Below are 13,040 nucleotides of genomic sequence, written 5' to 3'. Positions count from 1 at the left end.
GATATGACGCTGAGTGCCCCCGACGCCGATCGCAAGGGGTTCCTGAACTGGATCGAGAAGGTCGGTAACAAAGTCCCTGATCCGACGATCATGTTCGTCTATCTGATCGGGTTCATCGCAGTCCTCTCCTTCCTGCTCGCCTGGGCCGGAGTCTCCGTCACCGACGAGGTGGTCGTCCCCGGTCCGCAGAGCCAGTTGGACGAGCTCAACGAGCAGTTCGGCGGCGGCTGGCAGATCTACGACACCACCACCGGGCTGCCGGCCGAGACACCCGACTACACGATCGAGGAGCGCACCTTCGAGGTGCGCAACCTCCTCTCCATCGAGGGCGTTCGCTTCTTCTTCTCCTCCTTCGTCGACAACTTCGCCGGGTTCGGAGTCGTCGCCGTCGTGCTGATCGCGATGGCGGGCGTCGGCGTCGCCGAGCACGCCGGCCTCATGGGGGCGATGATCCGTCGCGTCGTGAAGGTCGCGCCGCGCCGCTGGATCGCCGCGATCCTCATCTTCGTCGGCGTGCTCTCCTCGGTCGCCACGGATGCCGGGTATCTGATCCTGGTCCCGCTCGCGGCTGCGGCCTTCCTCACCGTCGGGCGGCATCCGCTCGCGGGGCTCGCCGGGGCGTTCGCGGGAGTCGGAGCCGCGTTCGGCGCCAACATCCTGATCACCCCGAGCGACAGCATGCTCACCGAGATCACCAACGAGGTGCTCACCGCTGCGGGCATGCAGCCGATCGAGGTGACCCAGAACTGGTACTTCGGCATCGTGTCGACGCTGCTGCTGACCACGGTCGCCCTGCTCGTGACCATGTTCATCACCGAGAAGCGGCTCGGTTCGTACGACCGCTCGGAGATGACCGTCGCCGACGAGGCCGACGGCGTCGACCACGATGCCGAGGCCCGAGGGCTCCGCTTCTCCTTCTGGGCGCTGCTCGGCTATCTCGCCGTGATACTGCTGCTGACCCTTCCCCCTGGTGCTCCGCTGCGCGACCCCGAGACGGGCGACATCATCGGCACGACGCCGTTCATGGCGAGCCTGGTGTTCATCATCTCGCTCGCGTTCCTCGTGTGCGGTGTCGCCTACGGCGCCGGGGCGAGGACGCTCAGGGGAGGTTCGGCCGCGGTCGGAGCCATCGCGAAGACGTTCGCCAGCCTCGGCGGACTGCTGGTGATGTTCCTGATGATCGCCCAGTTCATCGCGCTGTTCAACTGGACCAACCTGCCCACCGTCGCCGCGGTGTCGGCCGCCGAGCTCCTGCAGCAGGCGAGCGTGCCGGCGATCGTGCTCCTGCTCGCGTTCATCCTCGTGATCGTGATCCTCGACTTCATCCTCCCGGGGCTCGTGCCCAAGTGGGTGATCTTCGCTCCGGTGTTCATCCCGATCTTCGCCTCGCTCGACGTCGCACCGCAGACTCTGCTGGCGGCGTACCGGGTGGGCGACTCCCCGGTCAACGTGCTCACCCCGTTGATGGTGTACCTGCCGTTCATGGTGACCGTCGCGCAGCGCTACAAGAAGGACGCGGGCATCGGCACGATCATCGCGCTGATGATCCCGTACGCGGTCTGGATGCTGATCTCCTGGGTGGCCCTCTACGTCGTGTGGTTCCTCCTCGGCATCCCGTGGGGACCCGGCTCACCGGTCGACGTCGTCGGCTGACCCTCCCCGCCGTCCGGCCTCACCCTCCCCCGGGACCGGGCGGCGGGCCTCGACATCACCACCGCACGCAAGGAGCCACCATGGAACGCAGACCGAACAAGCTGATCCCCGCCGACCTCCCGACCGTGCCGGGCCTCGACGCGCTCGACGCCGCGACGATCACGGTCGGGGTCGTGCCAGACGACGTCGAGGCGCTCGGCATCGGAGTGCACTCCGACGGCGACGTGCCGGCGGAGCTCGGCTTCGACAGATCGGCGCTCGAGGAGGCCGGCTTCACCGGCGCGGCGGGGTCGTCTCTCCTGCTCCCTCAGGCGGACGCGGCCGACATCGTCGCCGTGGGTCTCGGAGCACGGGACGAGACGACGGCGAATGCGCTGCGGGATGCCGCCGCGACGTTCGTGCGCGCGGCATCCCGCCGTTCACGACTGGGTCTCCGCATCGACGACCTCGGCGACGTCGACGCGGACACCGCTGTTCGGATGCTGGCGGAGGGGGCCCTGCTCGCCCGCTACCGGTACACGGTGCTGCGCGGCTCCTCGCCGCACGTCCCGCTCGCCTCGCTCGTGCTCGATGTGCCAGGGGGTGCGGATGCCGCCATCGCCGAAGCACGCACGGGTGCGCGGGCGGCCGTGGTCGCGCGCGACCTCGCCAACACCCCGCCGGGGCACCTCACCGCCGTGAACCTCGGAGAGATCGCGACGGAGCTCGGAGAGCGATTCGGGTTCGAGGTGGAGCTGTTCGACAAGCAGGCACTCATCGATCTCGGCTGCGGTGGCCTGCTCGGCGTCAACCAGGGCTCCGTGGAGGAGCCGCGGATGGTGAAGCTGAGCTACACCCCGTCGGGCGGAGCGACCGGCCACCTCGGGCTGGTCGGCAAGGGCATCATGTACGACTCCGGAGGCATCAGCCTCAAGCCCAGCGACCCCATGCACCTGCTCATGAAGATGGACATGGGAGGGGCCGCAGCGGTGCTCGGGGCCTTCACCGGTCTCCGCGACGCGGGCGTGACCGCTCAGGTCACCGGGTGGCTGATGTGCACCGACAACATGCCCTCCGGCACCTCGTACAAGCTCGGCGACGTGCTGACCGCCCGAGGGGGGACGACCGTGGAGGTCAAGAACACCGACGCGGAAGGACGACTGGTGATGATGGACGCCCTCGTGCTCGCGAACGAGGACGGCGTGGACGCCATCATCGACATCGCGACGCTCACCGGCGCCGCGCTGGTGTCGCTCGGCCCCGCGACCGCGCCGGTGCTCGGCAACGACCAGAAGACGATCGACCTCGTCCGCACGGCATCCGCCGCGGTGGACGAATCCGTGTGGCAGCTGCCGCTGGAGCGCAAGTACCGGCCGCAGCTCGACTCGGAGATCGCCGACATCGCCAACCTCGGCGGGCCGTTCGCCGGGGCGACGACCGCGGCGCTCTTCCTCGCGCACTTCGTGGGGGAGACCCCGTGGGCGCACCTCGACATCGCCGGCACGATGCAGACCGAGAAGGACGACTCCTGGCGGACGGCGGGGGCGACGGGCTTCGGCGCGCGCATCCTGCTGGAGTCCGCGCGCGCGTTCCGGGCGGGGGAGTGACCACCATGACCACGTCGAACTACGTCGGACCGCTGAGCTTCGCGGTCTTCGCTGTGCCGGCCGACGCGGAGCTCGTCTCCGTCATCGACGAGCTGCAGAGCCTGCAGCTCTCGCACGCCGTCGAGGTGCTCGATCTCGAGCTGGTGGAGCTCTCCGACGACGGGACGGTGCGCCGGCTGACCTTCGCAGACGAGACTGCGGCCGCCGCGGAGACCGATCTGCTCGATGACGACGACCTCTCCGAGATCGGACGCGAACTGCGAGCGGGCGAGCGGGCGCTCGTCGTCGTCTACGAGGACCGCAGCCTTGCGACGGTCGCCGACCGCATCACGGCGCTCGGCGGACGCGAGGCATGGGCGGGCGGCATCGACGCCGCCGATCTGGACGAGGGAGTCGCATCATGAGTCTGCTCCGCACGGCCGCACGCGCGGCGGTCGCCACCCGGGTGGTCGGCAACGTCCAGCGACGGCAGCACCAGCAGTGGGCGGCCCAGGACGCCGCCGTGGCCGCGCAGCAGGCGCAGGCCGCGGATGACGCGGCTGCTCGCCTCGCGGCCACCACCGCTCCTGCACCCGCCGCTCCTGCACCGGCCGCTGCGCCGGACATGACCCAGGTGATCGCACAGCTCCAGCAGCTCGGCCAGCTGCGGGACGCCGGTGTGCTCACCGACGCGGAGTTCGAGGCGCAGAAGCAGCGGCTCCTCGGCGCCTGAGCCCGCCCCATGACCCAGGATGCCGCACCTGCGGCATCCGTCACGAACGCCGCAGACGCGGCAAGGAGTACAACAGCATGCATTTCTGGTCCTCGATCGTCGACATCCTCTGGTGGTCTCTCACGGTCTTCGTCTTCGTCGCCTATCTGATGGCGTTGTTCTCGATCATCAGCGACCTGTTCCGCGACCGCGCGCTCAACGGCTTCGCGAAGGCGGTCTGGCTGCTCTTCCTGGTGTTCCTGCCCTTCCTCACTGCGCTGGTGTACCTCATCGCGCGCGGCAAGGGCATGGGCGAGCGCGCTGCGCAGCAGTCCGCCGCCGCGCAGTCCGCTGCCGAGGACTACGTCCGCTCGGTTGCCGGGACGGCGGCGACGCCCACCGACGAGATCGAGCGGGCCAAGCGCTTGTTCGACGCCGGTGCGATCAGCGAGGCCGAGTTCGCCTCGCTGAAGCAGTCCGCGCTGCGTCGCGCCTCGGCGTGATGCGGTGCAGCGGCTGATCGGGCGGACGATGCACGATCACGACGAGGCTCCGGTCGGCGGCGCCCCCTTCTCCGGAAGGGGGATGCCGTCGGCCGGCGCCTCGTGGGCCGGCCGGCTGGCCACCTCCGCCGAGGGCATCTACGGACTGATCATCGTCGCCGGCATGATCGTCGTCAGCCGCAACCTCACCGCGAGCTCCGGAGACGCCCTGATCTCGGTCGTGACGACGCTGCTGGTGTTCTTCGCGGCGCACGTGTACTCCTCGGCGGTCTCCTGGATGGCCAGGGGGTCCGAGCGGCGATCGCTCGGCGAGGCGCTCGCGCACGGGGTCGGGGAGTCGTCCGGCATGATCGTCGTCGGTGCGGTTCCCGTCGTCATCCTGCTGCTCGGTGTGATCGGCGTGCTCCGCGATGCCGACGCCGTGTGGCTCGCCCTCGGCGCCGATGTGATGCTGCTCGGGCTGCTGGGCTGGTTCATCGCCGCTTCCCGCAGCCACAGCCTGTGGGTGCGCCTCGGGAGCATGCTCGTCACCGCCGCGTTCGGCGGGGTGCTCATCGCGCTGAAGGCGCTCGTCCATCATTGATGCCATGAAGGATTCGGACTCGCCCCGCCGTCGCTGGTGGCACGTCGACCCGGGCGGAGCGCTCGGCGGCCTGCTGCTGGCGGTGCTGTCGGCGACCCCGTCGCTGCTCCCTCGTGCGGCGCTGTTCCAGGGGCTCATCACGGCGGTCGCCTTCGCTGTGGGCTATGGCGTCGGCACGGCGGCGTGGCTCGGCCTCCGACGCCTCGTGCCGATGCGCAGCCGACCGATCCTCTGGGTCGCGTACGGGGTGCTCTGGCTCGTCGCGGTCGGAGCGCTGTCCGTGCTGGCCGTCGCCTGGCAGAACGAGGTGCGCAGAGCAGTGGAGATGCCTCCGCTGGACGCCGTGGACCTCGCCGGGTTCCTGCTCGGATTCCTCCCGGTCGTCGTCATCCTGATCGCGGTCGGAAAGCTCAACCGACGCGTCTTCCGCGCGCTCCAGCGCACGTCGGGAACATCGGTGGCGCTGCTGGGCACCCTCACCGCGCTGGTCGCGGGCGTCGCCGCGACGGTGCTCGTCGTCATGTTCGGTGTCGACGCGGTTTACAAGGGACTCAACGGAGCCCCGGATGCCGAGGCCGTCGAACCGGCGAGCGAGTTCCGCTCCGCCGGGGCCGGGTCGGAAATCCGCTGGGAGGACCTGGGGCGGCACGGCAGCGCCTTCATCGGCGGCGGCCCCACGGCGTCGGAGATCACGGCGCTCACCGGAGTGGAGGCGAAGGACCCCATCCGCGTCTACGCGGGGCTGGAGTCCGCGGAGACCCCGGAGGCGAGGGCGCAGCTCGTCGTCGACGAGTTGGAGCGGACGGGCGCGTTCGACCGCTCGGTGCTCGTCGTCGCGACGACCACCGGGTCGGGCTGGCTGGAGGCGCAGACCGTCGACGCGATCGAGTACCTGCACGCCGGTGACACCGCGATCGCCGCGATGCAGTACGCCTACACCCCGAGCTGGGTGTCGTTCCTGTTCGATCCGGACGCTCCCGTCGAGTCGGCGCGGGCGCTGTTCGACGCGGTCGAGGAGCGGTGGTCCCGGCTCCCCGCCGATGACCGCCCCGAGCTGATCGTGTACGGTCTGAGCCTCGGCGCTCACGGCGGACAGGCGGTGTTCGACGGCCTCGGCGATCTGCGGTCTCGTGCGGACGGGGCGATGTTCGTCGGCAGCCCCAACGGATCAGCGCTGTGGCGCACCCTGCAGGGGGCGCGCGATCCGGGGAGTCCGGTGTGGCAGCCGGTGCTCGCAGACGGACGCGAGGTGCGATGGATCTCCCGCGCGGGGGACGAGAGCCTGCTGCCGGGGCCCTGGTCGGAGCCGCGCGTGCTGTACCTGCAGCACGCGACCGACCCGGTGACCTGGCTCGCTCCCGAGCTGATCTGGAGTCCGCCCGAGTGGCTGGATCCGTCGCAGCGGGCGGATGACGTCAGCCCGGAGATGCGGTGGATACCGGTCGTGACCGCCGTGCAGGTCGGCATCGACATGCTCGGCGGCGAGGCCGTGCCCGCACGGCACGGACACAACTTCGGCGATGTCGTCACGACGGGCTGGCGCGAGGTCGCCGGCGACGCGGGTCTCGACCAGGCGGCCGTGGACCGCATCCAGGAGGAGATCGAGGGCTACGCGCCCATCCAGCCCTACCTGGAGTGAGTCAGCCGCCGAGCGGGATGATCTCGGCGTGCTCCCCGTCCTCGTCGTACCAGACGAACTCGGCCTCGGTTATGGTCTCGGTCGGCGGGAGCTCGAGTGCGCGACCCGCCGCGCGCTCCAGAACCTCCCACTCCGCAGCGCCGAGGGAGCGGGCGTAGACGAGGGAGAGGTGGAAGGTCCAGTCGTCGACGCTCAGCTCATCGAGCCGTCGGTAGTCGGTCGGCTCGAGCCTGTCCGTGAGGCGGGAGTAGGCCTGGACCAGGGACGCGGACCGCGCCGCGCGGAGGATGACGACCTGCCAGGGAGACGGGAACGCGTCAACGGCATCCGCCGTCACCTCGATCGGAGGTTGTTCAGCAGCCCACCCGCGGATCAGGGCCGCGACCTCTTCTCGGCGCTCCGCCTCGAAGAACCCGCGCAGCGTCACATGTCCGGTGTGCGGATGCCGCAGGTCTCGTGCCGGCCCGTCGAGCAGCGCGCGCTGCGTGCTCTCGTACTCCCGCGCGACGGCCGCGGAAGGCCGCAGCACGAGGTACTGCTGGCCCTGCAGCGAGGCGAGCTGATCCGGGGTGTCCATGAACGGTCGTCGCATGGGTCGAGGGTACGTGAGTCCGGTCGCCCCCGTGCGTCACATGACGGTGACGTTCCGGAGAAGCGCGGTCGACGACCGGGCGGCGACTCGAAGGTGCTGCCGACGTCAGGGGGCGACGGCGGGAGCGGGAGCGTCGATGGCGAGTTTCACGCCGATCGCGCCGAGCAGCGTGCCGGTGACCCGTTTCTGCCATCGCATCCACGTGGGCCTGCGCTGAAGGAAGGTGGCGACGGAGCCGGCGACGACGATGATCGCGCCGTTGACCACCACCCCGACGAGGATCTGGATCGCGCCGAGCTGGAATCCCTGCGCCACAATGCTGCCGGCGGCGGGATCGATGAACTGCGGAATGAGCGCGAGATAGAGGATCGCGACCTTCGGGTTCAACAGGTTCGTCAGAAGCCCCATGCGGAAGAGCGTGCCGAACGAATCGCGAGGCAGATCATCGGTCTCGAACGGGGACCTCCCACCCGGGCGAAGCGTCTTGTAGGCGAGCCAGAGGAGGTACAGGGCGCCCGCGATCTTCACAACGATGAACAGCCAGGGGACGACGAGGAAGACCGCCGCCAACCCGAGGTTGGCCATGACGAGGTACACGACGAAGCCCACAGCCGTCCCGGACAGCGACATCATCCCGGCACGCCATCCCTGGCTGATGCTGCGAGAGACCAGATACATCATGTTCGGTCCGGGGGTGAGGGCGAGCCCGAGCTCGATGAGCGCGATACCGAGGGCGGCGGACAACGAGATCATGCACGCTTCTTTCATCAGGAGGATTCACACGCGCATCCCCCTCGACGCTGCACCCAGTCTCGCATCCGATCTACGTATGAGCTCGCACACGCTCCGATGCGCCGGGGGAGATCTGTGCCGGCGCCGACGAGAACGCCTCCGCAGGTCGCTGTGCGGAGGCGTTCTCGGTCCCCCGGAGGGCGACGGTCGATGGATGCTCAGGCGGTCGCGAGCACCGTCTTCGCAGAGGTCGTCCGGCGAAGGGCGATCGCGAGGGTCGTGACGATCAGGGACAGCACACCCCAGACGACGAGCCCCGCTGCGGCCCCGCCGTTCGCGGCGATGAGACCCGTGAACGCGGGCGCCGTGGGCAGGGAGGCCCCGATCGCCGAGAGCCACCCGGGAACGGTCGAGATGAGCCCGGTCGCGACGGCCAGCACACCGACCAGAGCGCCGATCCAGCGGCCGATCCCGCCGAAGACCGCGACGAGCGCCTGGTTCACCGCGGCGAACACGACGCCGGCGAGCACAGCCGTGCCGGCGAACGCCCACCAGGTCGCCGCGTCATAGCTCGCCACGATCTGCACGATGAGCGCCACAAGCACGCCCTGGCCGGCGCCGATCAGCGCGGCCGGCGCGAAGGAGCGCAGAGCGAGACCGGCCGAGGAACGGCGGGACGTGAGGGTGCGCGCCGTGTGCGCCCGCATCACGATGAACGAGGCTAGTCCGCCGAACCACAGCACGACGGCGGCGAGCAGCGGGATCGCGGTCGGGCCGAAGATCGTGTCCATCTTCGAGTTCGAGGTGACCGGGTCGGCCATCACGGTCGCCAGCGACTTCGACTCGCCGTCGGTGAACGACGGCAGGGAGTCGGAGGCCTTGCGCAGTCCACCGGCGAGATCACCGGTGCCCGTCGCCAGGGTGTCGAGCCCGGTGGCGAGCTCGGTCGCTCCGGTGGACAGCTGCGTGGCGCCGTCCGACAGCTGCGTCGCCCCGTCGGCGAGCTGGCGGGCGCCGCTCGTGGACTTGTCGATGCCGTCGGTGGCGAGCTGGTTGAGACCGGCAGCGATCGACGAGGCGGCGGTGCCGGCATCGCGCATCTGCGTGGAGAGCGTCGCGGTCGCCTCCGTGTTGAAGGCCGTCAATCCTGCCGCGGTGCCGGTCGCGGCTCCTGCTGCCAGAATCGCCGGACCTTTCTCCGGGTCGACGAGGCCGGCCGCCGTCGCCGATGCGTTCTTGAGTTTCGTGCAGAAGTCGGGCGTCGCGACCGTGTCGCATTCACCGACCAGTTTCGTGAGCTCCGTCGACAGACCGGACACTCCGGCTGCGACGCCGCTGGTCAGCTGCTGCACGGCAGCCGCGCCGTCCGACAGCTTTGCGGGGACGAGGCCCGTCTGCTGCAATCCGGACGCCCCGCCGAGCAGCCCGGACCCGAGCTGTCCCGCTCCGGCGGCGATCTGACGGGTGTTGCCGGCGATCGTGCCGAGGCCGTTCGCGAGATCGGAGGCGCCGGAGCCGAGACCGGACGCGCCGGTGGCCAGCTTCGCGGCGCCGTCCGGGATCGCGGCCGCACCGGTCGCGGCATCCCGTGCTCCGGAGGCGAGCTGCAGCGCGCCGTCCGCCGCTTCGCCGATCTGGTCGCCGAGGGTGGTGAAGCCGACCAGCACGTTGCTCATGGTCGCCTCGCTGAGCATCGAGCCCATCGTCGACGTCGCGACCGAGGCGATCTGGCTGGTGATGAGATCGTCGGCGACGAGGCCGTCTGGCGGAGTGGTGACCGTGATGGTCGCCTTCTCGGCCTTGTCGGAGGCGGCGCCGCCGCCGTCGGAGATCGCCTTGCCTGCGGAGGTCGCGGCGGCGGAGAAGTCCTCGGGGATCGTGATGACGGCCTGGTAGGTGCCGTCGGCGAGCCCGTCGGCGGCGTCGTCCTTGTTGGAGATCACCCAGGTGAGGTTGGAGTCGAGGTCGTCCGACCCCTCGACGAGCCCCGCGGAGAGCTGTCGGCCCAGCGGGGTCAGTTGTCCGTCGATCGTGACCGGGTCGTCGAGGTTCACGATCGCGGCGGTCATGGAGTACAGCCGCTCGGTCGGGTTCTGCAGCGCCGCGACGAGGATGCCCCCGACGGCTGCGGGGAGCAGCAGGATGCCGAGGATCGTCAGCCATGTGATGGGCTTGCGGGAGCGTGCGCGCTCGATGGGGAGGGTCATGCGGTCACCTCGGTGGATTCTGCGGAGTCTTCGGCGTCGAGGCCGGGGGCATCCGTTGCGTCTGCGGCGGAGTCGGGGTGGGCGGCGGGCGCGTCGGCGAGGCGAGGAGCGGGTGCGCTCACATCGACGAGGTCCGTGGTCTCGCGCCCGGCGGACGCGAGGACGTCGAGCGCCGCGGCGGGAGCAGCGGCGGTGAGGAGCACGGCCGTGGCGGCATCCGCGTCGCGCAGTCGCGCGGCGAGCTGATCGCGTGCCGCCTGCGGGAGCAGGTCGACGCCGTCGATCACGACGAGTGCAGGGCGGCCGCGCAGGGCTTCGGAGAGATCGGATGCCGTGGCTCCGGCATCCGTCGCGATCACCGTTCCGACGTGCGCCCTGACCCACGCCGCGCGTCCGGGGAGGAGATGGCCGGCGACCCGCAGTCGACCGTCGTCGGGGGTGACGCGTCCGGCGATCGCGAGGGCGAGCGCGCGGAGTGCACCGGGGGCGGCTCCGGTGAGGACCGCCGATCCGCCTGGTGCGACGCGAAGGTGCAGTCCGTCGATGCCGGTGTCGGCGAGCACGAGGCCGTCGGCGGCGACGACCGAGTCGTCTCCGGGCCAGGAGGAGAGGTGCCGTTCGCGCTCCACGGCCTCGCCCTCGATGTCGACGCTGGGGAGGATCCGCTCCAGCCACGCGGGGATCTGCCAGGCGCGCTCGCCGAGGATCGCCATGAGCGCCGGGATCAGCGTCATCCGCACGAGGAACGCGTCGATCGCGATGCCCGCGGCGAGCCCCAGCGCGATCGGCTTGAGCGAGGAGTCGCCCTCGGGGACGAACGCGACGAACACCGCGAACATGATGAGTCCTGCGGCGGTGACGACCTTCGCCGAGCCCGTGAAGCCGCTGCGCACGGCTCGGAGCGCCGCGGCCCGGCGCGCCGCGCGGTCGGGGTTCTTCGAGTCCTTGTCGTGCACGAAGTCCTCGCGCATGCGGGAGACGAGGAACACCTGATAGTCCATCGCGAGTCCGAACAGCACGCCCATCAGGATGATCGGCATGAAGCTGATGATCGGGCCGACCTTCGCGACGTGCAGGAGGTCGGCGAACCAGCCCCACTCGAAGACGGCGCCGACGATGCCGAACGCCGCGACGATCGAGAGCAGGTAGCCGAGGGCGGCGGTGACGGGGACCCAGATCGAGCGGAACACGATGGTCAGCAGGATCAGCGAGAGGCCGATCACAAAGATGCCGAACGGCAGCAGCGCGTTGCCGAGCTGGTCGGAGATGTCGATCCCGACGGCGGTGAAGCCCGTGACCTTGAGGTCGATGCCGAACTCCTTCAGCCACTCGTCGTGGTGGGAGCGGAGCTCGCGCACGAGATCGGCTGTCGCGGGGGCGTCGGGCGCCGTCTCGGGGATGATCTGCACGATGCCGGTGTCGGCGGTCTCGTTGGGGGTCGAGAGGGCGACCTCCTTCACGCCGTCGACCTTCGCGACGGCGTCTCCGAGATCCTCCATGAGGCCCAGCGGATCGGTCGACGTGACGATCGTGCCGGTGAGGATCAGCGGACCGTTGAAGCCGGCGCCGAACTCCTCGCCCACGAGGTCGTAGGTCTGCCGCGCCTCGGAGTCCTTCGGCAGCACGCCCGCGTTCGGGAGCGCGAGGTTCAGGCTGAGCGCGGGCACCGCGACGATGCCGAGGCCGATCACGACCGCGAGCGACACGAGGATCGGGCGCTTCGTGACGCCGGAGACCCAGCGCTGGCTGAACGAGCGACGGCCTTCGGGGGCGGGGGAGCCCTTGCGCGCCTTGCGCTCGCGGCGCGGCCAGCCGGTGACCCGGCCCTTGACGAAGCCGAGGACGGCCGGGGTGAGGGTCACGGCGATCGCCACGGCGACGGCGACCGCGACGGATGCCGCGATGCCCATGGTCGTGAGGAAGGGGATGCCGGCGAATCCGAGGCCGATCAGCGCGATCAGCACGGTGACGCCGGCGAACACGACGGCCGATCCTGCGGTGCCCACCGCGCGCGACGCGGACTCCTCGGGGTCGACGCCCTCGCGGACCTGATCCTGGTGTCTCGCCATGATGAACAGGGCGTAGTCGATGCCGACGGCGAGCCCGAGCATGAGCGCCAGGAGCGGCGTGGTCGAGGAGACGGTCGCGAAGGCCGTGGCGGCGAAGATGCCGGCCATGGAGATGCCGACGCCGAGGATCGCGGTGAGCAGCGGGAGTCCTGCGACGACGAAGGAGCGGAACGTCACGATGAGGACGAGCAGGGCGATCAGCAGGCCGACGGCCTCGGTGAGGGTGACGCCCGGGATGGACATCGCGAAGAGGTCTCCGCCGAGGGAGGTCTGAGAGCCGTCGGGGAGCGCTGTGGAGAGCTCGTCGACGGTGCGGGTGAGAGCATCCTTCGTCTCGGCGGAGACGTCGGTCGCCTGCCCCTCGAACTGCAGGCGCACGATCGCGGCGGTCTTGTCGTCGTTGATCATGCCCTTGACCATCTCGTCATAGGGCGAGGTGACGGCGAGGACGCCCTTCATCGTCGACAGCTCGTCGACGGCGTGCTCCACGTCCGTCCGGTAGGCGTCATCCGTGATGTGGTCGCCGTCGGCCGCGACGACGATGAACTGCGCGTTGGTGCCGCTCACCTGGGGGAACGAGCGGGACAGCTGCTCGAGGCCGGCCTGTGATTCGGTCCCGGGGATCGAGAAGGTGTTGTCGGTGCCCTGCCCGAGAGCCAGCGCACCGGCGCCGGCGATGCCGAGCACGATGAGCCAGGAGACGAGCACGCGCCAGGGGTGCCGGAACGACCAGCGCCCGAGCGAGGACAGGAGAGTGGACACGACGTTCCTCCGAGGATCCCAGT

Annotated in this window: 11 protein-coding genes; 7 read left to right on the top strand and 4 right to left on the bottom strand. The window is 70.1% G+C overall.

The genetic code is table 11. The annotated features are described in order from the left end of the window. Positions 1 to 3 precede the first annotated feature (3 nt). The 7 genes from MRBLWH10_RS12550 to MRBLWH10_RS12520 all read left to right on the top strand — a co-directional run bounded on the left by MRBLWH10_RS12550 (position 4) and on the right by MRBLWH10_RS12520 (position 6,655). Positions 4 to 1,653 carry an AbgT family transporter gene (locus tag MRBLWH10_RS12550; protein ID WP_341940116.1) on the top strand — a complete coding sequence of 550 codons (1,650 nt, stop codon included), beginning with the start codon at positions 4 to 6 and terminating at the stop codon, positions 1,651 to 1,653. Positions 1,654 to 1,733: 80 nt separating this feature from the next. Continuing rightward, positions 1,734 to 3,239, top strand: coding sequence for a leucyl aminopeptidase (locus MRBLWH10_RS12545; RefSeq protein WP_341940115.1), 1,506 nt, complete (start codon positions 1,734 to 1,736; stop codon positions 3,237 to 3,239). A 5-nt stretch (positions 3,240 to 3,244) separates the two neighbouring features. Then, positions 3,245 to 3,643 (top strand): hypothetical protein, encoded by a 399-nt coding sequence (locus MRBLWH10_RS12540; protein ID WP_146114352.1) that lies wholly within the window; start codon positions 3,245 to 3,247, stop codon positions 3,641 to 3,643. Continuing rightward, positions 3,640 to 3,951, top strand: a complete 312-nt coding sequence (locus MRBLWH10_RS12535; RefSeq protein WP_341940114.1) for an SHOCT domain-containing protein — start codon at positions 3,640 to 3,642, stop codon at positions 3,949 to 3,951. The genes MRBLWH10_RS12540 and MRBLWH10_RS12535 overlap by 4 nt, the downstream gene beginning before the upstream one ends. Before the next feature lie 77 nt (positions 3,952 to 4,028). Further along, positions 4,029 to 4,433, top strand: coding sequence for an SHOCT domain-containing protein (locus tag MRBLWH10_RS12530; protein WP_341940113.1), 405 nt, complete (start codon positions 4,029 to 4,031; stop codon positions 4,431 to 4,433). 28 nt (positions 4,434 to 4,461) lie between these two features. Further along, positions 4,462 to 5,016 (top strand): hypothetical protein, encoded by a 555-nt coding sequence (locus tag MRBLWH10_RS12525; protein WP_341940112.1) that lies wholly within the window; start codon positions 4,462 to 4,464, stop codon positions 5,014 to 5,016. A gap of 4 nt (positions 5,017 to 5,020) precedes the next feature. Beyond that, the gene (locus tag MRBLWH10_RS12520; protein ID WP_341940111.1) at positions 5,021 to 6,655 is read left to right on the top strand and encodes an alpha/beta hydrolase; all 1,635 of its coding nucleotides are present in this window, start codon (positions 5,021 to 5,023) and stop codon (positions 6,653 to 6,655) included. A 1-nt stretch (position 6,656) separates the two neighbouring features. On the opposite strand, the gene MRBLWH10_RS12515 is transcribed toward MRBLWH10_RS12520, so the two are convergent. The 4 genes from MRBLWH10_RS12515 to MRBLWH10_RS12500 all read right to left on the bottom strand — a co-directional run bounded on the left by MRBLWH10_RS12515 (position 6,657) and on the right by MRBLWH10_RS12500 (position 13,017). Next, the gene (locus tag MRBLWH10_RS12515) at positions 6,657 to 7,247 is read right to left on the bottom strand and encodes a 2'-5' RNA ligase family protein (protein WP_341940110.1); all 591 of its coding nucleotides are present in this window, start codon (positions 7,245 to 7,247) and stop codon (positions 6,657 to 6,659) included. Between the two features lie 105 nt (positions 7,248 to 7,352). Then, positions 7,353 to 8,000: a LysE family translocator gene (locus MRBLWH10_RS12510; RefSeq protein WP_105676014.1), complete on the bottom strand. Its 648-nt coding sequence runs from the start codon at positions 7,998 to 8,000 to the stop codon at positions 7,353 to 7,355. Between the two features lie 197 nt (positions 8,001 to 8,197). Further along, positions 8,198 to 10,186 carry an ABC transporter permease gene (locus tag MRBLWH10_RS12505; protein WP_341940109.1) on the bottom strand — a complete coding sequence of 663 codons (1,989 nt, stop codon included), beginning with the start codon at positions 10,184 to 10,186 and terminating at the stop codon, positions 8,198 to 8,200. After that, a complete protein-coding gene (locus MRBLWH10_RS12500) occupies positions 10,183 to 13,017 on the bottom strand; it encodes an MMPL family transporter (protein WP_341940108.1) in 2,835 nt (944 codons plus the stop codon). Before MRBLWH10_RS12500 ends, MRBLWH10_RS12505 begins: the two co-directional genes overlap by 4 nt. Positions 13,018 to 13,040: the final 23 nt, after the last annotated feature.

Origin of the sequence: Microbacterium sp. LWH10-1.2 (genome assembly GCF_038397765.1) — a bacterium.
Taxonomy (GTDB): Bacteria; Actinomycetota; Actinomycetes; order Actinomycetales; family Microbacteriaceae; genus Microbacterium; species Microbacterium natoriense.
This window is presented reverse-complemented; position numbering and strand designations above follow the sequence as displayed.

What these genes read in the sequence shown, in the direction of transcription:
- MRBLWH10_RS12520 (WP_341940111.1), top strand. Translation starts at nt 5,021, where the DNA reads ATGAAGGATTCGGACTCGCCCCGCCGTCGCTGGTGGCACGTCGACCCG.
- MRBLWH10_RS12540 (WP_146114352.1), top strand. Translation starts at nt 3,245, where the DNA reads ATGACCACGTCGAACTACGTCGGACCGCTGAGCTTCGCGGTCTTCGCT.
- MRBLWH10_RS12515 (WP_341940110.1), bottom strand. Translation starts at nt 7,247, where the DNA reads ATGCGACGACCGTTCATGGACACCCCGGATCAGCTCGCCTCGCTGCAG.
- MRBLWH10_RS12545 (WP_341940115.1), top strand. Translation starts at nt 1,734, where the DNA reads ATGGAACGCAGACCGAACAAGCTGATCCCCGCCGACCTCCCGACCGTG.
- MRBLWH10_RS12530 (WP_341940113.1), top strand. Translation starts at nt 4,029, where the DNA reads ATGCATTTCTGGTCCTCGATCGTCGACATCCTCTGGTGGTCTCTCACG.
- MRBLWH10_RS12525 (WP_341940112.1), top strand. Translation starts at nt 4,462, where the DNA reads ATGCACGATCACGACGAGGCTCCGGTCGGCGGCGCCCCCTTCTCCGGA.
- MRBLWH10_RS12505 (WP_341940109.1), bottom strand. Translation starts at nt 10,186, where the DNA reads ATGACCCTCCCCATCGAGCGCGCACGCTCCCGCAAGCCCATCACATGG.
- MRBLWH10_RS12510 (WP_105676014.1), bottom strand. Translation starts at nt 8,000, where the DNA reads ATGATCTCGTTGTCCGCCGCCCTCGGTATCGCGCTCATCGAGCTCGGG.
- MRBLWH10_RS12550 (WP_341940116.1), top strand. Translation starts at nt 4, where the DNA reads ATGACGCTGAGTGCCCCCGACGCCGATCGCAAGGGGTTCCTGAACTGG.
- MRBLWH10_RS12535 (WP_341940114.1), top strand. Translation starts at nt 3,640, where the DNA reads ATGAGTCTGCTCCGCACGGCCGCACGCGCGGCGGTCGCCACCCGGGTG.